The sequence below is a fragment of the Bradyrhizobium sp. ISRA442 genome, from assembly GCF_038085055.1.
Lineage (GTDB): Bacteria > Pseudomonadota > Alphaproteobacteria > Rhizobiales > Xanthobacteraceae > Bradyrhizobium.
On the sequence record NZ_JALGCN010000002.1, the window covers coordinates 132,472 to 153,759 of the forward strand.

General features: G+C 65.1%; 17 protein-coding genes. 5 read left to right on the forward strand and 12 right to left on the reverse strand.

Features of this window, described 5'->3' with window-relative positions:
- Nucleotides 1-86 precede the first annotated feature (86 nt).
- Nucleotides 87-1,604, forward strand: coding sequence for an acetyl-CoA acetyltransferase (locus MTR72_RS03745; RefSeq protein ID WP_280965087.1), 1,518 nt, complete (start codon nt 87-89; stop codon nt 1,602-1,604).
- A 107-nt stretch (nt 1,605-1,711) separates the two neighbouring features.
- Here the strand turns inward: MTR72_RS03745 and MTR72_RS03750 are convergent, their stop codons facing one another.
- The 6 genes from MTR72_RS03750 to ltnD form a co-directional block, all read right to left on the reverse strand.
- Nucleotides 1,712-2,911 (reverse strand): efflux RND transporter periplasmic adaptor subunit, encoded by a 1,200-nt coding sequence (locus MTR72_RS03750; protein ID WP_341510108.1) that lies wholly within the window; start codon nt 2,909-2,911, stop codon nt 1,712-1,714.
- Complete coding sequence (locus tag MTR72_RS03755) at nt 2,898-6,077, reverse strand: efflux RND transporter permease subunit (RefSeq protein WP_280965089.1); 3,180 nt, start codon at nt 6,075-6,077, stop codon at nt 2,898-2,900. The genes MTR72_RS03750 and MTR72_RS03755 overlap by 14 nt, the downstream gene beginning before the upstream one ends.
- Before the next feature lie 255 nt (nt 6,078-6,332).
- The gene (locus MTR72_RS03760; RefSeq protein WP_341510109.1) at nt 6,333-8,021 is read right to left on the reverse strand and encodes a methyl-accepting chemotaxis protein; all 1,689 of its coding nucleotides are present in this window, start codon (nt 8,019-8,021) and stop codon (nt 6,333-6,335) included.
- 170 nt (nt 8,022-8,191) lie between these two features.
- Nucleotides 8,192-9,481, reverse strand: a complete 1,290-nt coding sequence (gene otnK, locus MTR72_RS03765; protein WP_341510110.1) for a 3-oxo-tetronate kinase — start codon at nt 9,479-9,481, stop codon at nt 8,192-8,194.
- On the reverse strand, nt 9,478-10,260 hold the full coding sequence (gene otnI / locus MTR72_RS03770) for a 2-oxo-tetronate isomerase (RefSeq protein WP_280965092.1): 783 nt from the start codon (nt 10,258-10,260) through the stop codon (nt 9,478-9,480). The genes otnK and otnI overlap by 4 nt, the downstream gene beginning before the upstream one ends.
- A gap of 14 nt (nt 10,261-10,274) precedes the next feature.
- Complete coding sequence (ltnD, locus tag MTR72_RS03775) at nt 10,275-11,255, reverse strand: L-threonate dehydrogenase (protein ID WP_445819556.1); 981 nt, start codon at nt 11,253-11,255, stop codon at nt 10,275-10,277.
- Between the two features lie 42 nt (nt 11,256-11,297).
- Here ltnD and otnC point away from each other — a divergent pair, with 42 nt between their 5' ends.
- On the forward strand, nt 11,298-11,966 hold the full coding sequence (gene otnC, locus MTR72_RS03780; RefSeq protein ID WP_280965094.1) for a 3-oxo-tetronate 4-phosphate decarboxylase: 669 nt from the start codon (nt 11,298-11,300) through the stop codon (nt 11,964-11,966).
- Nucleotides 11,967-12,147: 181 nt separating this feature from the next.
- Here the strand turns inward: otnC and MTR72_RS03785 are convergent, their stop codons facing one another.
- The 6 genes from MTR72_RS03785 to MTR72_RS03810 all read right to left on the reverse strand — a co-directional run bounded on the left by MTR72_RS03785 (nt 12,148) and on the right by MTR72_RS03810 (nt 17,903).
- Complete coding sequence (locus MTR72_RS03785; protein ID WP_280965095.1) at nt 12,148-12,852, reverse strand: ABC transporter ATP-binding protein; 705 nt, start codon at nt 12,850-12,852, stop codon at nt 12,148-12,150.
- The gene (locus tag MTR72_RS03790; protein ID WP_280965096.1) at nt 12,836-13,567 is read right to left on the reverse strand and encodes an ABC transporter ATP-binding protein; all 732 of its coding nucleotides are present in this window, start codon (nt 13,565-13,567) and stop codon (nt 12,836-12,838) included. The genes MTR72_RS03785 and MTR72_RS03790 overlap by 17 nt, the downstream gene beginning before the upstream one ends.
- A complete protein-coding gene (locus MTR72_RS03795) occupies nt 13,564-14,559 on the reverse strand; it encodes a branched-chain amino acid ABC transporter permease (RefSeq protein WP_280965097.1) in 996 nt (331 codons plus the stop codon). The genes MTR72_RS03790 and MTR72_RS03795 overlap by 4 nt, the downstream gene beginning before the upstream one ends.
- Nucleotides 14,559-15,392 carry a branched-chain amino acid ABC transporter permease gene (locus tag MTR72_RS03800; RefSeq protein WP_280971035.1) on the reverse strand — a complete coding sequence of 278 codons (834 nt, stop codon included), beginning with the start codon at nt 15,390-15,392 and terminating at the stop codon, nt 14,559-14,561. The genes MTR72_RS03795 and MTR72_RS03800 overlap by 1 nt, the downstream gene beginning before the upstream one ends.
- 363 nt (nt 15,393-15,755) lie before the next feature.
- Nucleotides 15,756-17,000, reverse strand: a complete 1,245-nt coding sequence (locus tag MTR72_RS03805; protein WP_280965098.1) for an ABC transporter substrate-binding protein — start codon at nt 16,998-17,000, stop codon at nt 15,756-15,758.
- Nucleotides 17,001-17,087: 87 nt separating this feature from the next.
- Complete coding sequence (locus tag MTR72_RS03810) at nt 17,088-17,903, reverse strand: putative hydro-lyase (RefSeq protein WP_280965099.1); 816 nt, start codon at nt 17,901-17,903, stop codon at nt 17,088-17,090.
- 119 nt (nt 17,904-18,022) lie between these two features.
- On the opposite strand from MTR72_RS03810, the gene MTR72_RS03815 reads away from it, so the two are divergent.
- From MTR72_RS03815 to MTR72_RS03825, 3 genes are all read left to right on the forward strand, one after another.
- A complete protein-coding gene (locus tag MTR72_RS03815) occupies nt 18,023-18,940 on the forward strand; it encodes a LysR family transcriptional regulator (RefSeq protein WP_280965100.1) in 918 nt (305 codons plus the stop codon).
- 166 nt (nt 18,941-19,106) lie between these two features.
- Nucleotides 19,107-20,357: a Zn-dependent hydrolase gene (locus tag MTR72_RS03820; RefSeq protein ID WP_280965101.1), complete on the forward strand. Its 1,251-nt coding sequence runs from the start codon at nt 19,107-19,109 to the stop codon at nt 20,355-20,357.
- A 12-nt stretch (nt 20,358-20,369) separates the two neighbouring features.
- Complete coding sequence (locus MTR72_RS03825) at nt 20,370-21,281, forward strand: NAD(P)-dependent oxidoreductase (protein WP_280965102.1); 912 nt, start codon at nt 20,370-20,372, stop codon at nt 21,279-21,281.
- Nucleotides 21,282-21,288: the final 7 nt, after the last annotated feature.

Genomic DNA, 21,288 nt, shown 5'->3' on the forward strand with positions numbered 1-21,288 from the left:
AGCAATCCAGGATCTTTCCGCGGCGGCAGTCTGGATTGCTTCGCTGCGCTCGCAATGACGAACAATCAACACCGTGAATTGAAGTCATGACAGACAAGACCAACGTTCCCCCAGACCGCATCCCCGTCATCGTCGGCATCGGTGAGATCATCGACCGCCCCAAGGAGATCACAGAGGGCCTCGAGCCGCTCGATCTGCTCGAGCAAGCGCTGCGCCGCGCGGAGCAGGATGCAGGCGCAAAGCTGCTCGGCGAGGTGCAGTCGCTCGACGTCGTCAACTTCCTGAGTTGGCGCTATCGCGACCCGGAGAAGCTGCTGGCGCAGCGCCTCGGCGTTACGCCTGCGCATTGCTACTACGGCCCGGTCGGCGGCGAGAGCCCGATCCGCTATATCCACGAGGCGGCGCAGCGAATTGCGCGCGGCGAATGCACCGTCGCCGCGGTCTGCGGCGCCGAGGCGCAATCGACCGCGACCAAGGCCGAGCGCGCCGGCGCCAAGCTGCCGTGGACACCGTTCGCCCATGACGTCGAGGAGCCCAAGCGCGGCGCGGCGTTCCAGAAGCCGCTCGCCGTGAAGCTCGGCGTATTCCGCCCCGTTACGGTCTATCCATTCTATGAAGCGGCATCCTCGGCGCATTGGGGCCAGACGCCGCGCGAGGCGATGGCGGAATCGGGGACGTTGTGGTCGCGCTATTCAGAGGCCGCCGCGCACAATCCCAGCGCCTGGTTGAAGCGCCGCTATGCGCCGGAGGAGATCACGACGCCGACCGCCGACAACCGCCTGATCGCCTGGCCCTACACGAAACTGATGGTGGCCAACCCCACGGTCAACATGGGCGGCGCGCTGCTCCTCACCAGCCTCGCCAAGGCGCGTGCGGCCGGCATCGCCGAGGACCGGCTGGTGTACCCGCTCGGCGGCGCCTCGGCGGAGGAGCCGCGCGACTATCTGCTGCGCGACCAATTTTATGAGAGCCATCCGCAGAACGCCGTCTTGAAAGCCGTGATGGATCTCGCCGGCGGCGACGGCAGCAAGTTCGACGCGATCGAGCTCTATAGCTGCTTCCCCTGCGTGCCGAAGATGGCACGGCGAACGCTGGGCCTGGGACCGGACGTGCAACCCACCGTGAACGGCGGCCTCACCTTCTTCGGCGCCCCGCTCAACACCTATATGACGCATGCGGCCTGCGCGATGGTGCGGCGCCTGCGCGACGGCGCGAAACTCGGCCTGCTCTATGGCCAGGGCGGCTTCGTCACCAAGCACCACGCCCTGTTGGTGTCGAAGACGCCACCACGCGACGTGCTGGCGCAGGAGACCAGCGTGCAGGCCGTAGCCGACCGCAACAAGCGCGCGGTGCCGGAGTTCGTCACGGCGGCTAGCGGCACGGGCAAGGTCGAGAGCTTTACGGTGCTCTATGGCCGTGGCGGCGAGGTGGAGCACGGCGTGGTCATGCTTCGCACGAGCGACGACCGGCGCACACTGGCGCGGATTCCGGCGAGCGACGAGGCGACGCTGGCGTATCTGCTCAACATGGACCGCACACCGGTCGGCTCACTCGGCGAGATCACGACGGCTGCCGACGGCGTGCCGGAATGGCGGGTGGGATAAATTCTTGTAGGGTGGGCAAAGGCGTCAGCGCCGTGCCCACCTTTCTTTCCGAAATTGTGAGGAAAATGGTGGGCACGCTTCGCTTTGCCCACCCTACAGGCTCAGAGCTAGCTCCTCGGCGCCTGCTTCTCCGACGCCGTGGCGGGCTTGCCGCCGGCGGCGCCGACGACGCGGACCTGATCGCCATCGGAGAGGCCGTCCGGCGGGGCCGTGATGATGCGGTCGTCCGGGGCTATGCCCGAGGCGAGCTCGATCTCGCGACCGAGATCGCGCGCGATCGTCACGGTCTTGAACAGCACCTTGTCGTCGGGACCGACGGTCGCGACGCGCAGGCCGCTGCTGTTGAAGATCAGAGCGCTGGCGGGAATGCTGAGCGGCGCGGAGTCGCGCTGCAGGCTCAGCTTCACGCTGGCGTAGCCGCCAGGCATCAATTCGCCGCTGGAATTGTCGAGCCCGAGCTGCATCCGCGTGGTACCGGAGGCGACGTCGACGGCCTGCGAGGAAGCTTCCACCGTGGCCTGGAACGTCCGGTTCGGGTACTCCGGCAGGGTGATGGTGGCCTTGGCGCCGATCTTGATCGCCGGCACGTAATTCTGCGGCACGTTGACGTAGACCCGCAGCTTGGTGATATCAGAGATCACGAACATCGCCGGACCCGAACCGCCGCCGGCATTGATCAGCGCGCCGACGTCGGTGTCGCGCGCCGTGACCACGCCGTCGAACGGCGCGGTGATCTTCTTGTAGCCGGCCAGCGCTTCCAGCCGCTCGACATTGGCCTGGCCCGAGTGGACGGCCGCGTTCTTGTTGGAGAGGTCGGCGGTGCGCTCGTCGATTTCCTGCGCCGAAACGAAGTTGGAGGCGACCAGCGTCTTGCGCCGGTTCAGTGTCGCTTCCGACAGCCGCGCGCTGGCCTGCTGGCTGGCGAGGTCGGCGCGGGCCTGGAGCAGTTGCTGATCGAGATCGGGCGCCTCGATCTCGGCGATCACCTGCCCCGCCTTGACGCGCGCACCGATGTCGGCGCTCCAGCTATTCAGGTAACCGCTGACACGGGCGAAGATCGGCGCGCGGTAATAGGCCTCGAGCCGGCCCGGCAGGTCGATGGTGGCGTTGAGACCCTTGGCATTGGGCAGGGTGACGGCGACGCTGGGAACAGCCTGATCGTCGGTCCATTCCTTCAGCTTGGAGCCTTGCTCCTCGCGGGCGCGGATGCCGGTGCCGACGACGAGGCCTGCCGCGATCAGTGCCACCACGCCGAAGATGCCCAGTTTCCGGTGCGACACCGGCGAGCGGAGTTCAGTGGGCGACATGCGGAGTCTCCAATGGGGCGGCGGCTTTGGCGCCTTGTTTCTTGTGGACCATACTGAACACCACCGGAACAAACATCAGCGTCGCGAAAGTTGCAAAGATCAAGCCACCGATTACGGCGCGGCCAAGTGGCGCATTCTGCTCGCCGCCCTCGCCCAGCCCCAGGGCCATCGGCGCCATTCCGATGATCATGGCGAGCGCCGTCATCAGCACCGGGCGGAAGCGGACGAAGCCGGCCTCGAGCGCGGCCGCGACGGGATCGCCCAGCTCCTCATAGCGCTCGCGGGCGAAGGAGATCACGAGCACGCTGTTGGCGGTGGCAACGCCCATACACATGATGGCACCGGTAAGCGCCGGCACCGACAGCGTGGTCTCGGTCGTGAACAGCATCCAGACGATGCCGGCCAGCGCGGCCGGCAGCGCCGTGATGATCACGAAGGGATCCGACCAGGACTGGAAGTTCACGACGATCAGGAAGTAGATCAGCACGACGGCCCCAAGCAGGCCGAACAAGAGGCCGGTGAAGGCGCTGTTCATGGTCTGCACCTGACCGAGCAGCACGACGGAAGAGCCCTTCGGCACTTCCTTCGCGGTATCGGCGATCACCTGGCGGATGTCGGCGGCGACCGCGCCGAGGTCGCGGCCCTGCGTCGTCGCGAAGATCTGCACCAGCGACTGGATGTCGTATTGCGACACCACCGCGCTCGATGTCGAGCGCTTGATGTCGGCGATGCCGCCAAGGATCGGCGACTGCGAATTGCCGGACGCCGGCATCGGCAGCGTCTGCAGCGCGCTGAGCGAGTCGATCTGGTATTGCGGCGTCTGCATCACGATGGAATAGGACACGCCGTTGTCCGGATTGAGGTAGTAGGTCGGCGCCACCTGCGAGGAGCCCGCGAGATTGACCACGAGGCTGTTGGTGACGTCGCGCTCGGTCAGGCCGACATATTGCGCACGGGTGCGGTCGACATCAATGTTGAAGGTCGGGCTGTTCGGCGACTGCTGGATGCGCGCATCGGCGACACCGGGGATCCTGCGGACCTTCGCCAGCAGCTTGTTGGCATAGGCGAAGTTGGCCTCCTGGTTGGCACCACGGATCTGCAGGTCGATCGGGGCCGGCGCGCCGAAATTCAGGATCTGGCTGACGATGTCGGCCGGAAGGAAGGCGAAGCTGACGCCCGGGAACAGCCGCGGCAACTGCTCGCGCAGCACACGCACATGCTCATCGGTCGGCTTGTGGCCTTCCTTCAGCTTGATCTGGATGTCGCCGTCCTGCGGGCCGATCACGCCGGTGTTGTTGTATGTCATGTTGATGCCAGAGATCGGCATGCCGATGTTGTCGGTCAGCGTCTCGATCTCGCCCGAGATCAGCTTGCGGATCGCCTTCTGCACGTCGGCGAGCTGGTTAGCGGTCTCTTCCACGCGGGTGCCGACCTGGGTGCGGACATGCATCAAGATGTTGCCGGCGTCGACCGCGGGGAAGAAGTTACGCCCGAGGAACGGCACCAGCGCGAACGACGCGCCGACCACGCAGAGGAAGCCGATCACAAACACGGCACGGTGTGCCAGCGCCATACCCAGAAGGCCGCGATAGCCGCCGCGGAGACGCTCGAACCGCGCCTCGAAGCCGCGCTGGAACCAAACGAGCGGATTGCGCGACTTCGGCGGTGCACCCTCGTGATGGACGTGCGCCTGCAAAAGGTAGTTCGCCATGGTCGGCACCAGCGTGCGCGACAGGATGAACGACCAGATCATCGCGAACATCACGGCTTCGGCCATCGGCACGAACAGGAAGCGCGCGACGCCGGTGAGGAAGAACATCGGCACGAACACGATGCAGATGCAGAGCAGCGAGACGAAGGCCGGCGTCACGATCTGGTTGGCGCCGTCCAGGATCGACTGCTCGACCGGCTTGCCCTGCTCCAGATGGTAGTTGATGTTCTCGATCGTCACCGTGGCGTCGTCGACGAGGATGCCGACCGCGAGCGCGAGACCGCCGAGCGTCATGATGTTGAGCGTCTCGCCGATTGCCGAGAGCATGATGATCGCCCCGAGCACCGACAGCGGGATCGAGATCGCGATGATGATGGTCGAGCGCCAGCTACCGAGGAACAGGAGGATCATGACGCTGGTGAGCAGCGCCGCGATCACGCCTTCGAAGGCAACGCCTTGAATCGCGCCGCGGACGAACACCGACTGGTCGCCGATGAAGCCGATCTTCAATGCGTCCGGTAGCTGGTCCTTGACGTCGATCACCTTCTGCTTGATGCCGGCGATGATGTCGAGCGTCGAGGTCGCGCCGGCCTTCAGCACCATCATCAGCACCGAGCGGTTACCGTCGACGTGGACGATGTTGGTCTGCGGCGGATTGCCGTCTCTGACGGTTGCGACGTCGCGCACATAGACCATCGCGCCGTTGACCTGACGGATAGGGAGGTCGCCCAGTTCCTCGATCCGGAGCGGCGAGTTGTTGAGCTGGATCGAGTATTCGAAACTGCCGATCTTCTGGGTCCCGACCGGCGTGATCAGGTTTTGCGCCGCAAGCGCGTTGGCCACGTCCTGGCCGGAGAGGCCGCGGGCCTGCAGCGCGGTCGGGTTGAGGTCGATCTGGATCTGGCGCTGCTTGCCGCCGAACGGATAGGGTATCGCCGCGCCGGGCACGGTGACCAGCGGCGTACGGAGCTGGTTGATGCCGAGGTCCGCGAGGTTCTGCTCGGTGAGCCCCTCGCCCGACAGCGCCACCTGGATGATCGGCACGGTGGACGCCGAGTAGTTGAGGATCAGCGGCGGGGTTGCGCCCGGCGGCATCTGCTTCAGCAGCGTCTGCGAGATCGCGGTGACCTGTGCGTTCGCAGTGCGGATGTCGACATTGGGCTGGAAGAAGATCTTGATGATGCCGACGCCGTTATAGGAGTTGGCGACGATGTGCTCGATGTCGTTGACGGTGGTCGTCAGCGCGCGCTGAAACGGCGTGGTGATGCGGCCCGACATCTGGTCCGGCGGCAGGCCCGTGTACTGCCAGACCACGCCGATCACAGGGATGCGGATATCCGGGAAGATGTCGGTCGGCGTCCGCAGCGCGGCGAGCGGTCCGATGATCAGAAGCAGCAGCGCGAGCACGACAAACGTGTAGGGCCGGCTCAGGGCAATACGGACCAGAGCTATCATTCGCCAGGCAATTCCGGGTCATGCGAGGAAAAAAGAGTCCGCCCCCGCGGGTATTCCTCTTTCCCTTTACCCGGACACTGCCGGAAGCGCCAACGCGAAGCGGCGTCGCGCCATTCAATTCACTGCTACCGCACTGCGGAACAAGCATCGCAGCTATGCGAGCGAGGACAGGTCACGGTGCAGTCCCGACCTCGTGCGCAATTGCGCACGGGGGCCGGGACGACGTTCGGATACAAAGGCAACAACCTCAGCAGATCACGCCGCGCGGACGTTGGTCAGGAACTTGCCGACCTCGGTCCTCAGCCGGCTCGAGTCGTTCGACAGCATCTGCGCCGCGGACAGCACCTGCGAGGAGGCGGTCCCGGTCTCGGTCGCGCCACGCTGCACGTCGGTGATATTGGAGGACACCTGCTGGGTGCCCTGCGCCGCCTGCTGCACGTTGCGGGCGATCTCCTGGGTCGCCGCGCCCTGCTCTTCCACTGCGGCGGCAATGGCCGAGGAGATTTCCGAAAGACGCTCGATGGTCGAGGAGATCTCCTTGATGGCGCCGACCGAGTCGTTGGTCGCCGCCTGAATGCCGGCGATCTGCTGGCCGATCTCGCCGGTTGCCTTCGCGGTCTGCTCGGCGAGAGCCTTCACTTCGGAAGCCACCACTGCGAAGCCGCGGCCGGCCTCACCGGCGCGCGCCGCTTCGATGGTCGCGTTCAGCGCCAGCAGATTGGTCTGGCCGGCAATGGTGTTGATCAGCTCGACAACGTCGCCGATGCGGGAGGCCGCCTTCGACAGCTCGCTAACGCGCTCGGTGGTGGCGCGCGCCTGGCCGACGGCATCGCCCGCCATCCGCGCCGATTCCTGCACCTGGCGGCTGATCTCGCCGACCGACGAGGCCATCTCCTCGGTCGCCGATGCAACCGACTGCACGTTGGTGGAAGCTTCTTCCGACGCCGCCGCGACGGTGGTCGCCATCTTCTGCGAGCGGTCGGCCGTCGAGGTCAGCGTCGAGGCCGAGGCTTCAAGCTGGGTCGATGCCGACGACACGGTCTGGACGATCTCGCCGATCATCGATTCGAACTCACGGGTGATATTGTCGACGCGGCGACCGCGCTCGATCTTGGCTTCGGCGTCGCGCGCGGCGGCCTCGTCGGCTTCCTTCTTGGCGATCAGCGCCTCCTTGAAGACCTGGAGCACGTCGGCCATGACGCCGATCTCGGTCTTCTCGCCGCGATGCGGGACTTCCGCGCTGAGGTCGCCCTTGCCCAGCGCCTGCATCGGCTCGGTGATGGAGTTGATGCCGCTGGAGACATCGTGAACGAGGTAGAAGCTGACGGCGATACCGACCACGACAGCCGTGCCGAGGATGATCGAGAGCAGCATGAAGCTGGAGAAGTAGCTGTCGGCCGCATCCTGGGCGGCCTGGTCGCCACCCTTGGTGTTCAGCTCGATGTCCTTGTTCAGGATTTCGTCCGCCCGCAAACCGATCTTGTTCACCTTGACGTTGAGCTCATGGGCTTCGTGCGGGACCTTGCCGGCCTCATTCCGCGAAAGCGCCATGACTTCCTGGGTGCCCTTCTTGTATTCGTCCCAGACCTTGGACCACTCGTTGTAGAGCGCTCGCTCATCGGGCGAAGTGATCATCGGCTCATACTTCTGGCGGAACTTGGTATTGGCTTCCACCACAGTCGCGAGCGTCTTTTCGTTTGCCAGCTTCTCCTCCAGCGTCTCGGCAAGCATGTGCTCGCGAATGACGTTGCGATAGGTGATCACGCCAGCGCGCAAATCGCCCAAAAACCGCACGCTCGGCATCCAGCTTGTCGTGATATCCGCCGTGTTGGCGTTCATCGACCGCATCTTCATGACGGCGAGCAGGCCCATGCCGGTCATCGCGACGAGCAGGAGCGCCACGACACTAATGATCTTGGCGCGAATGGAGATCTTGGCAAACATAATCGGGTCTCGTGGTGCAGGCGCGGGCGCGCATCCGGAAGCTGTAAGAATCAACCAAAGGGGAGCAGCGCCGACATCTGACCGCAGAGCACCTACGCAAATGTTAACTACGACTCCGTGCGAGTACCGAAGCCGAAACAAATGAACAGGCGGCTAAGAGTGCTCTGCGCTCAGCGCATGAGCCTAAGCGCGTCGGAGAAAAACTCCGGTCCGCCGAAGTTGCCCGACTTCAGCGCGAGCAGCATGTCGCCCACATCAGTGCCAACCGCGCGCAAAACGGGCACGCCGGCGGCGATCTCCGCGCCGACCAGGAAGCCGGGAATCTTCAGGCGATCGACGACGGCACCAGAGGTCTCGCCCCCGGCCACGATTAGGCGCCGAACGCCCGCGTTCACAAGGCTTTCCGCAATGTCGGCCATGGCCTGCTCGATGGCGTGGCCGGCGGCGTCGCGGCCGTGACGCGCCTGCAAGGCTGCGACCTGATCCGGTGTCGCGCTCGACGCGATCAAGACCGGACCGTCGGCGAGCCTCGGCTGGGCCCAGGCCAACGCGCGCTGCGCTTCGTCCTTGCCCGTAATAGTACGGTCCGGGTCGAGATGGAGCACCGGCATGATGGCTTCAGCGTTGGCGATCTGCCGCAGCGTCGCCTGCGAGCAGCTTCCGGCAAGGCAGGCCGCAGGTCCGGCGACCACGGCGCCCGTCGCACTGCCGGGCGCGGTCGATCCGACCTTGCCTGTCGAAACCAGCGCCCGCGCCAGCCCGAGGCCGATGCCGGAGGCGCCGACCGAGAGCCGATGCTCAGCAGCGACGAGGCCGATGGTCTCGAGATCGCGATCGAACACGGCATCGATGATCGCAGCACCGATGCCCTTGCCTGCGAGCTCGGCCAGCCGCGCCCGCACGGCATCCGCGCCGCGGGTGACGGTCGCGAGGTCGACGAGACCGACTTGCGTCCTGCTCTGGCGCGCCAGCACGCGCACCAGGTTGGAATCGTGCATGGGGTTGAGCGGGTGATCCTTCAGCGGGCTCTCGTTGAGCGGCACGGCGCCGACGAACAGGTTGCCCTGGTAGACGGTGCGGCCGGTCTCCGGGAAGGCCGGCGTCATCAACACGATCGCTTCGCCGCAATCGGTGCGCAGGGCATCCATCACCGGGCCGATATTGCCGGCATCGGTCGAATCGAAGGTCGAGCAGATCTTGAACAGAACGTGGCGCGCGCCGCGGCCGCGCAGCCATGCCTCCGCCGCGCGCGAGCGCGACACGGCAAGACCCGCCTCGATCGAGCGGCTTTTCAGCGACACCACGACGGCGTCGACCTCGGGCAGCGCGAGGTCGTCGGCGGGCACGCCGATGGTCTGCACGGTGCGCAGGCCCGCGCGCGTCAGCGTGTTGGCGAGATCGGAGGCGCCGGTGTAGTCGTCGGCGATGCAGCCAAGAGAAATTTGCGCTGCAAGCGTCACGGCTTCACTCCTGCATAGGGCTTGAACCAGGCGAGTCCGTCTGTGGTCTTGCCGCGCGGATTGTATTCGCAGCCGACGAAGCCGGGATAGCCGAGCCGGTCGAGCTCGGCGAACAGGAACGGATAGTTCAGCTCCTCGCCGTCGGGCTCGTTGCGCGAGGGAATGCTGGCGATCTGGACGTGGCCGATGATCGGCATCATCTCGCGCAGGCGCATCGTCACGTCGCCATGGATGATCTGGCAGTGGTAGATGTCGAACTGGAGCCTCAGGTTGGGCAGCCTCAACTCCTGGACCACGTCGCGCGCGAAGCCGAAGTCGTTGAGGAAGTAGCCGGGCACGTTGCGCGAGTTAATCGGCTCGATCACGATGTCGATGCCGTGGGGTGCGAAGAATTCCGCGGCCCAGGCCACCGACTTGTAGAAGGCCTCGATCGCAAGCCGGTCGCCGCGATTGGCGATGCCGGCCATCAGGTGCAGGCGCTTGACGCCGGTCGCCTTGGCGTAGGGCAGCGCCGTCTCAAGGCTCTGCTTGAGATCGGCAAAGCGCGCCGGCAACGCCGCAAAGCCCTTCTCGCCGGCATTCCAGTCGCCCGGCGGCAGGTTGAACAGGGCCTGCGTCAGGCCGTTGCGCTTGAGCCGTTCGCCGATCGCCTCGGCCGGATGCTCGTAGGGGAAGAGGAATTCGACCGCGGTGAAGCCGGCTTGCGCGGCGGCATCGAAGCGGTCGAGGAACGGCACCTCGGTGAACATCATCGAGAGATTGGCGGCAAAACGGGGCATTGGAATCCTCTTGCTTACTTGTCGCCGGGCAGCTTCACGCCGGTGACCTGCGCATATATCCGCGCCACCGACGCGTCATCGTCGCGGCCCATGCCGGCGGCGGCCGTCATCAGAAACATCTGGAGCGCCGCGGCGGAGACCGGTACCGGGAATCTGGCGCTGCGCGCCATATCCTGGATGATGCCGAGATCCTTGACGAAGATCTCAACCGCGCTGCGAGGCGTATAGTCGCCGTCGAGCACATGCGGCATGCGGTTCTCGAACATCCAGGAGTTGCCGGCGGAGGCCGTGATCACCTCATAGACCTTGCGTATGTCCAGGCCCTGCCTGGCCGCGAACGCCATCGCTTCGGAGGCGGCGGCGATATGCACGCCGGCCAGGAGTTGGTTGATCATCTTGAAGGCGGCGCCTTGGCCGGCGGCATCGCCGAGCTCGTAGAGCTTGGCCGCCATGGCATCGAGCGCGGGGCGCGCTTTTGCAAAAGCGACGGAACTGCCCGAGGCGAGAATCGTCAGCTCGCCTTGTGCGGCGCGCTGCGCGCCGCCGGAGATTGGCGCATCCAGATAATGCCGACCACTCGCCTCGAGCTGCTTGGCGAGGCGCCGCGCCACTTCCGGATCCATGGTGGCGGAGGACACAAACACGCTGTCTTTCGGCATGGTCTCGGCGGCGCCATCCTTGCCGAATAGGATGGCCTCGGTCTGCGCGGCGTTGACGACCACGCTGACGACGATGTCGGCACCTTTGGCGGCTTCGGCCGGTGTTTTGGCGCCCGCACCGCCATCCTTGACAAAACGCGCCACCGCATCGGCCGAAACATCGCAGCCCGTCACGGCAAAACCAGCGCGTTTCAGCGATGTCGCCATGCCAAAGCCCATCGAGCCGAGCCCGATGACGGCAACGCGCTGATTCTGTGAGGTGGAGGCGGACATGCAACTAATCCTTTGGAACGTTCCCCGGTGGCCGGCTTTGGTCGGCGGCTTGGCAAACCGAATATCACGGCTTGGCCGCGCTGCCAAAGCATGAGACAAGCGGGCATGACGGCCATGAGCAACGAAACACGGCTTCGCGAGGACATCTGCCGCTTCGGGCGCTCCCTGTTCGAGCGCGGGCTGACGCCGGGCTCCTCCGGCAATATCAGCGTCAAGCTGGATGACGGCGGCTGGCTGGTGACGCCGACCAATGCCTCGCTCGGTTTCCTCGATCCGACGCGACTCTCGCGGCTGGATGCACAGCGCCGGCTGATCTCCGGCGACGCGCCCACCAAGGAAGTTCCGCTGCACACCGCGCTCTATGACACGCGCGGGAGTGCGCGCGCGATCGTACATCTGCACTCGACCCATTCGGTGGCGCTGTCGATGCTGCCCGAGATCGACCCGCGCGCCGCGCTGCCGCCGATGACAGCCTATTATCTGATGAAATGCGGCGCCACCGCGCTCGTGCCCTATTACCGGCCGGGCGATCCGGCGGTGGCGGACGCCATCAAGGGACTGGCCGGCCAATACTCGTCCGTGCTGCTCGCCAATCACGGCCCGGTGGTCGCCGGCGACACGCTGGAGGCGGCGGTGTTCGCGACCGAGGAGCTGGAGGAGACGGCGAAGCTGTACCTGCTGCTGCGCGGCCTGAACCCGCGTTATCTGTCACCGGAGCAGGTGACGGATCTGGTGAAGGTGTTCGGAGTCACGCTGCCGGAGCATGGGCATTAGCGTTATGCGGTCATGAGCGGGATGGTGCCGTCTCGTCCACACTGTCATTCCCCGCGAAGGCGGGGAATCCAGTATTCCAGAGACGTCAAACGTTCCCCGCTAGCGCTGCGGCGTACTGGATCGCCCGCCTTCGCCGGCGACGACAGCGAGAGAGTGTCGCGAGGACGTGCCGCGATCTCGGCTACAGCCCCAGATACGCCTTCCTGACGTCCGGGTTGCCCTTGATCTCGGCGGACGGGCCCTGCATCAGCACGCGGCCAGTTTGCAGGATGTAGGCGCGGTCGGCGATCTCCAGGCACTCGGCCATGCGCTGCTCGACAATCAGCACAGTCATGCCGGCGTCGCGGATGCGCTTGACCGCCTGGAAGATCTCGTCGACGAGTTTCGGCATGATGCCTTGCGATGGCTCGTCGAGCATCAGAAGCCGCGGGCGCGTCATCAACGCGCGGCCGATCGCGAGCATCTGCTGCTCGCCGCCGCTTAGCGTCTCGGCACGTTGGTCGAGACGTTCGGACAGGCGCGGGAACAGCTTGAAAACGAGATCGAGCGGGCCCTCGCGGCCCGCTTCGCCGCGGTAGAGATAGCTGCCGAGGCGGAGATTGTCGCGCACCGACAGGCGCGGAAACAGCCGGCGGTTTTCCGGCACATAGGCGATGCCGGCGGCCGTGATGTGATGCTGCGCCATGCCGTCGAGACGCTTGCCGTCGAAGGTCACCGTCCCCGCGCGTGGACGCTCGGCGCCGGCGATGGATTTCAGCAGCGTCGACTTGCCCGCGCCGTTGGCGCCGGCGACGCAGACGATCTCGCCCTTCTCGACCTCGATCGAGACTGCGGAGATCGCGACCAGGCCCTGATAGGCAGTCGTGACCTCATGCACTGACAGCATGACGATCTCCCAGATATGCGCTGATCACCTTGGGATTGCGGACGACGTCGGCGGGCGTGCCCTCGACCAGCACCTTGCCGAGGTCGAGAACGATGGCGCGGTCGACCAGCGGCATCACGATCTCCATGACGTGCTCGACCATCAGCACGGTGATGCCGGCATCGCGCACCTTGCGCACCAGCGCGACGCCGGTCTGCGCCTCGGTCGGCGTGAGGCCGGTGAGGACTTCGTCGAGCAGCAGCAGCTTCGGCTCGGTCGCGAGCGCACGCGCGACCTCGAGGCGGCGCTTCTCGGCCGGCACGAGGTCGCTCGCGAGCACGTCGGCGCGCGCGGCAAGGCCGGTGAATTCGAGCACCTCATGCGCCTTGCGGCGCGCCTCGCGCATCACGGTCGTGCGCACAAGCGCGCCGACGATGACGTTGTCGACGACCGTCATGGTCTCGAAGCTCTTGACCACCTGGAAGGTGCGCCCGATGCCGAGTTGGCAGCGCTCGGCTGCGCGCATCCGGGTCACGTCTTGCCCGTCGAACCAGATCGAGCCTTGGGTCGGCGGCAACACGCCGGCGATGAGATTGAACAGGGTCGACTTGCCGGCGCCGTTGGGGCCGATCAGGCCGACGATCTCGCCGCGGCCGACGGAGACCGAGACGTCGCTATTGGCGACGAGGCCGCCGAAGCGTTGCCAGACGCCGCGGGTTTGAAGGAGCGCGGTCATCGTGTGGCTCCCTTGACTTGGTTCTTGGCCCTCGCACGCGAGAACAGGCTCACCAATCCCTGCGGCAAGGCCAGCGAGATCAGCACGATCAGCGTGCCGTAGACGATGAGGTCGACGCCGCGTCCGGAGCCGCCGATATAGGAGCGCGTCAGCTCCGTCATCGGGATCAGGATGGCCGCGCCAAGCACCGGGCCCCAGAGCGTGCCGATGCCGCCGAGCACGGCCGGCAGGGCCATCAGCAGCGAGAACTGGAAGCCCATGACGCTTTCGGGGTCGATATAGGCAAGGTACTGCGCATAGAAGCTGCCGCCGACGGCGACGAGGAAGGCGGAAACGGCGGCCGCACCCATCTTGGAATTGAACACGACGACGCCGAGGCTTTCGGCGGCATCCGGATTGTCCTTCACCGCGCGCCACCAGAAGCCCCATTTGGAATCTTCCAGCCACCAGGTGACGAACCAAGCGAGACAGCAGAGCGCGAGCGCGAAATAGAAGTACGGCAGCTTGCTGCGCATGAACTGGAATTTCAGCCAGCTATCGCCGCGGACCGGGATGGTGATGCCCAGCGCGGCCCCGGCCCAGTCCCAGTTCTGGAACAGCAGGAGCCCGATCTCGGCGATGACGATGGTCGCGATCACGAAGTAATGTCCGCGCAGGCGGAAGAAGGGATAGCCGAGCGCCATTGCGATCGCCGCCGCGATCACGCCGCCACTGAGCATGCCGAACCAGGGCAGCACGCCGAACTTGGTGAACAGGAGTTCGGTGGTGTAGGCGCCGATGCCGAAATAGAGTGCGTGTCCGAGCGATATCTGCCCGCAATAGCCGGAGAGGATGTTCCAGCTCTGCGACAGCGCCGCATACATCAGGGTCAGGATAAGAATGTTCTGGACGTAGACGTCCTTCACGAACAACGGCGCAAGCGCTGCCAGAACCGCGAGAACAGCGGCGATCAGAAGGTCGCGGCGGCGCCGCGCGGCAAAATTCTTGTCCATCACATCGACCCGAAAAGGCCGCGCGGCCGGATGAAGACGACCAACAGGTAGACGGCGTAGATGCCAACCGATTTCAGCGACGGCGGCAGCACAAGCGCCGTAACGGCTTCGACGAGACCGACGACGATGCCGCCGGCGAAGGCGCCGAACACGCTGCCGAAGCCGCCGAGCGCGACGGTGACGTACGCGATCAGCGCAAAGGACGCGCCGACGTCGGGATAGACGTAGAAGAACACCGCCATGATCGCGCCGGCCAGACCGACCAGCGCGGCGCCCAGGCCCCAGCCGAGTGCGAACACGCGGTTCTTGTCGATGCCGACCAGCGCCACCGCGCCGGGATCCTCGCGCGTCGCTTCCAGTGCGCGGCCGAAATCGGTGCGGTTGATGAAGAAGTAGAGGCCGGCAAAGGCCGCGATCGAGACCAGCGCACCGATGAGCTGCGGCTCCGGCAGGAAGATGCCGGCGACCGACACTGTCTTGCCGCCGAGCCAGGACTGCGGAATGCTGCGGTAATCCGGCGTGAAGAAGAACTGCGCGAGACCGCGCATCACGATGGCGAGACCAAACGTCGAGAAGATCTGCACCATGCCGGCGTTTGCTTTGGCGCGCATGGCAAAGCGCACGATCAACAAGTAGACCACCGCCCCGAATATGAAGAGCGCCGCGGCGACCAGCGGCGCCGACAGCAAGGGGTCGATGGCGAAGAACGCGAACAGGAAGAACGTCGCGTACATCGCGATCATCAGGAACTCGCCATGGGCGAAATTCACAACGTCCATCAGGCCGAAGATCAGCGCGAGACCGACCGCGATCAGCCCGTAGAGCAGCCCCATCAGGAGGCCGCTCGCGAGACTTTGGATAATAGCTTGGGCTGTCACTGCATCGTCCCCCACACTCCGACCTCATCCTGGGGAGCGCGCCCCAGCGCGCGTCTCGAAGGATGGGCCCGCCCTCGTCCTTGACACGGGCTACGCCCGCTCCTCAGGATGAGGGCGGGAGCTACAGCTTCCGTCATTGCGAGGAGCTCGCGACAAAATTGCGAAGCAATTTTGCGCTGATGCGACGAAGCAATACAGACTATCTCCGCGGATACATTTCTGGATTGCTTCGCTGCGCTCGCAATGACAACGCGGTTAAGCAGTACGGTCCTCTCGGCTGTCACAGCGCCTGGTCCCCACCCTGCCTGCGCGCCCCGCTTACTTCATCGGCCAGGCCGCTTCGGCGATCGCAGCCTGCGGCGGGAAGACGGTGACGAACTTGCCGCCGCGATATTGCAGCAACACCGGGTCGGCATCGTTGTTCTGGCCCGCCTCGTCGAACTTCACGCGCTTCCACGGCATGATGGTCTGCTCGCCCGGGATGTCGGTGGCGGCGAGCGCATCGCGGATCTTCTCGCCGTCGGCCGACTTGGCGCGATTGATCGCGTCCGCCAGGATGATCAGGCCCATGAACTGGCGCGAGGTGAGATCGTTGAAGTCCTTGCCAGACTTCGCCTTGAACATGTCGTTGATCTTGCCGACCATAGGGCGCTTCTGCGCGAGGTCGAGCGAGAAGGTGCCGCGCGAGATCACGCCTTCGAGCTTGTCGCCGACGGCGTCATAGAGCGCCTTCTCGGAGAAGCCGGCGTCCTGCGCCACGATCGCGTTGGGCTTGTAGCCGAGCTCGGCCATGGTCTTCACTAGGAGGATGCCGTCGGTGGTGTAGCTCGATGGCATCAGCACGTCGGCATTGGCGGTCTTGAGCTGCTGCACCTCGGCCGACAGCGACGGCGAGTTGGCGCGGTACTTGATGTCGGAGACGATCTTGTAGCCGCGCTCGGCGGCGATCTTGGCCTGTGCGTTGCCGGAGTCGGTGCCGAAGATGGTGTCCTCGTGGAACAGCGACAGCGTCTCGATCTTGGTGCCCTTCTTCTTCATGGCATCGAAGAAATCGAACATCGCGGCCGAGTACATCTCGTCGTGCGGGGATGCACGGAAGTAATATTTCAGGCCGCGGCGATGCAGGCTCGGCGAGGAATTATCGGCGGACACGAACGGGATCTGGTAACGTTCGCAGATCTGGCTGACGGTGACGGCGACCGCGCTCTGATAGGTGCCGATGATGGCGCAGACCTTTTCCTGAGTGATCAGGCGCTCGGCTTCGGCACGGCCCTTCTGCGGATCGGCCTGATGGTCGGCGAACACGAGGCGGACTTTTGCGCCGCCGAGGCCGGGCAGGCCCTCGCCCTTCGCCAGCGGCAGGTCGAAATCGGTGTCCTTGTTGATGACCTCGAGCGCGGTCTCATAGGCCTTCTGCGCATCGATGCCCTGCTGCGCGCTGCCGCCGGAGAACGGATAGATCACGCCGATCACGACTTCCGAGGTCTGGGCACGGGCCGCCAGCGGCACGAGCGCCGCAGTCGCGGTGGCACCCAACAATACGTCGCGGCGAGTGATCGTCATGGCAAATTCCCCTGTTACGAATTTTGGCTCTCGAATGGAGCGATTGATGGATGCCGTAAAGCCTGAAGAAGCAGCAATCGCTGCCCACTAAATCACGGCCATGTTCTTGTTCTTGAGATCCGTCACTAGCATCAGCCCCGGCGAATGCGTGATCGCGAAGGGGAGCTTGGCGGCGTTGATGACCGATTGCGGCGTGACGCCACAGGCCCAGAACACCGGGATCTCATCATCGGCAACCGGCACTGGATCGCCGTAGTCGGGCTTTGCGATGTCCTTGATGCCGATCAGATGCGGATGGCCGAGATGCACGGGCGCACCGTGCACGGCGGGATAGCGCGAGGTGATCTGCACCGCGCGGATCGCGTCCGCCGGCTTGAAGGGACGCATCGACACCACCATGGGACCGGCGAACGGGCCCGACGCGCTGCACGCGATGTTGGTGCGGTACATCGGCACGCGCACATTGCGCTCGATGTGACGGATCGGCATCCCCTCGTCGAGCAGCGCCTCTTCAAACGAGAAGGAGCAGCCGAGCACGAAGGTGACGAGATCGTCGCGCCAGTAGCGGGTCACATCGGTCGGCTCGTCGACGACTTCACCGTCGCGCCAGACGCGATAGCGCGGCACGTCGGTGCGGATGTCGAGGTCCGCGCCGAGCGCAGGGATGTGCGGGCTGCCGACGTCGGACATGCCGATGATCGGGCACGGCTTTGGATTGAGCTGGCAGAAGCGGTGGAAGGCGCTGGCGTATTTCTCGGGAAGGATCGCCAGATTGCCCTGGACGAAACTGGGGGCGATGCCCGCGGTGGAGGCGACGAGCCCATCGCGGTATGCGAGCCGGGCCTGACGGCTCGGGAGGGTGTCGGGCGTTTCAGTTTGCTGCGCTGCCACTAAAACAGTCATGGGATCGACCTGCCTATAAACTCGACAAGGACAGCCAACACCAAGCGTGCTATAAAGTCTAATCGTCCTTTCTAATCAATATCGATAAAACGGATTTATCGATCGGGAGAATCCTTCCAATGCTGGACTTCAGATCGATCGAAACGTTCCTCTGGGTCGTAAAGCTCGGCAGCTTCCGTGGCGCCGCGGCGCGGCTCAACACCACCCAACCGGCGATCTCCCAGCGCATCGCCCAGCTCGAGCGCGAGATGGGCGTGAAGTTGCTCAACCGCGATCATCGCGTCGCATCGCCCACGCCGAGCGGTCGGCAGATGATGGTCTACGCCGAAAAGCTGATCGGCCTGCGCGCCGCAATGATGGCCGAGATCGGCAACGCCTCCGCGATGCGCGGCGTGATGCGGCTCGGCGTCGCCGAAACCATCGTGCACACCTGGCTGCCACGGCTCGTCAAGAGCGTGAACCAGGCTTATCCGAACCTGTCGCTGGAGATCGAAGTCGACATCACGCCGAATCTGACCGCACGCCTGCTCGGCCAGGAGATCGAGCTTGCCTTCGTCGTGGGGCCGCTATCGGCTTCTGGCGTGCACAACCGCGTGCTCGCCGATTATCCGATCGGCCTCCTTGCAAGCCCTTCGCTCGGACTCGGGAGCGGTCCGGTGACGCGAGCCGAGCTTGCTCGGTTCCCGATCATCACCTTCCCGCGCAAGACGCGGCCCTACGAGGTGGTACGCGAGATGTTCGATCGACCGGAGCTGCCGCCGATTCGTCTTCATGCCTCCGCGTCGCTTGCGACCGTCATCCACATGGCGGTCGAGGGGCTCGGCATCGCCGTGATTCCGGCGGCCATCGTTGAGAATGAGCTCGCCGACGGGCGGCTGCAATTGCTCGACACCGACCTCAACATCTCGCCACTGACGTTCACGGCGAGCTGGCTCGCCTCGCCCGACGTCGTGGCGGTCGAGCGCGTCGCCGAGCTCGCGCGGCAGATCGCGCAGACCAGCCTCGCGGTTGACGCCGTCGCGACGGCGCGTCATTGAAATGGACGCCGGACAATCTTCAACGTCATTCCGGGGCTCGCGACGGGACCGCAAGCGCGGCCCGGGAGCGAGAACCCCAATGCGCAATTGCGCATTGTGGAATCCTTGGATTCCGGGTTCGCTCCTGCGGACCGCCCCGGAATGACAGCGACAATGGAACGAACGCATGAGCCGAGCCGCCACCAATCTGCAAATCGATTCCGCCCGCCTCTGGGGCTCCATCCACGAGACCGCGCAGTTCGGCGCGACGGCCAAGGGCGGCGTGCGGCGGCTGACGCTAAGTGCCGAGGACAAGCAGGTACGCGACTGGTTTCGCAAGGCCTGCGAGGATGCCGGCCTTGAGGTGCATGTCGATGCGCTCGGCTCAATGTTTGGACTGCGCAAGGGCCGCGACATGTCGAAACTGCCCATCGGCATCGGCTCGCATCTCGACACGCAGCCAACCGGCGGCAAGTATGACGGCATTCTGGGCACGCTCGGCGCACTCGAGGTCATCCGCACGCTGAACGACGCCGGCATCGAAACCGAGGCGCCGATCTGCGTCGTGAACTGGACCAACGAGGAAGGCTCGCGCTTTGCACCGGCGATGATGGCCTCCGCCGCCTATGTCGGCGACTTCACCACCGACGACATCCTGTCGCGCAAGGACGCCGAAGGCACCACGGTTGGCCAGGCACTCGACGGCATCGGATATCGTGGCGACAGGCCGGTCGGCTTCCAGAAGCTCGGCTGCTTCGTCGAGCTGCATATCGAGCAGGGCCCGATCCTGGAGGCCGAGGGCAAGACCATCGGGGTGGTCGATTCCGGCCAGGGCGTCTTGTGGTACGACGGCAAGATCACCGGCTTCGAGAGCCATGCGGGCTCGACGCCGATGCCGCTGCGGCGCGATGCGCTGGCGACGCTGTCGGAGATCGTGCTGGCAATGGAGGCCATCGCCAGGAAGCACGGGCCGAACGCAGTCGGCACCATCGGCGAAGCCGTGATCGCCAGCCCCTCGCGCAACGTCATTCCCGGCGAGGTCGCCTTCACCGTAGATTGCCGCAGCGCCGACGCCGCCATCATGGACGCGCTCGATCGCGACCTGCGCGCTGCGATCGCCGAGATCGCCGCGCGTCGTAAGGTCGAGGTCAAGCTCGACCTGGTCTGGCGCAAGCCGCCGACGCACTTCGATCCGAAGCTCGTCGCGGCCGTCGAGAACGCGGCAAAGACCCTCGGCTATTCCAGCCGCCGCATCACCTCCGGTGCCGGCCACGACGCCTGCAACCTCAACACGGTCATTCCGGCGGCGATGGTGTTCGTACCCTGCAAGGACGGCATCAGTCACAACGAGCTGGAAGACGCCACGCAGCCCGACTGCGCCGCGGGCACCAACGTCCTCATGCATACCGTGCTGGCGATCGCCGGCGTCGCGTCCTGATCGGAGACAGTCATGCGCGGAGTTTTCGTCGACGCCAGTGAAGCCCTGGCCGTGATCATGGAGCGGCTAACGAGGCCCGGCGATCCCAAGGTGCGGATCCACCGCGATCCCGACATCAAGCCCGAGCAGTATCCTGAGATACTCGATGGCGCCGAGATCGCAATCGTCGACCACACTGCGCTGCCGACCGAGGTCGCGAAGCAGTGTGCAGGGCTCAAGCACGTGGTGTTCCTCGGCACCGGCGCGCGCAGCTATATGAATCCGGAGGAGCTTAGCCAACTCGGCATCTCCGTGCATCTGATCAAGGGCTATGGCGACACCGCGGTGGCGGAATCCGCGATCGCGCTGATGTGGGCCTCAGCCCGCGTGATCGCGATGATGGATCGCGAGATGCGCGTCGGCAACTGGCTGCGCGAGGACGGCATGCAGCTCACCGGCAAGACGCTCGGCCTGATCGGCTTCGGCGGCATTGCCGCGGAAGTCGCGCGCATCGCCTTGGGCAGCGGCATGAAGGTGATCGCCTGGAACCGCACGCCGAAAAGCCATCCGGGCGTGGAATTCACCGACCTCGACACGGTGCTGGCCAGAAGCGACGTGGTGTCGCTGCATCTTTTGCTCAACGACGAGACCCGCGGCATGATCACGCGCGAGAGGATCGCGAAGATGAAGCCCGGCGTCATCCTCATCAACACCGCGCGCGGCGCCATTGTCGACGAGCAAGCGATGATCGACGCGCTGAAGTCGGGTCACATCCGTCATGCCGGCCTCGACGTCTTCAACATCGAGCCGCTGCCCGGCGATCATCCGCTGACCAAGCTGCCGAACGTGACGCTGTCGGCGCATTCAGCCTTCCGCACGCCGGAGGCCAGCGAGAACCTGATTTTTGCGGCGTGGGAGCACTGCCGCCGGATCGCGAAACGATAAGAGCAAC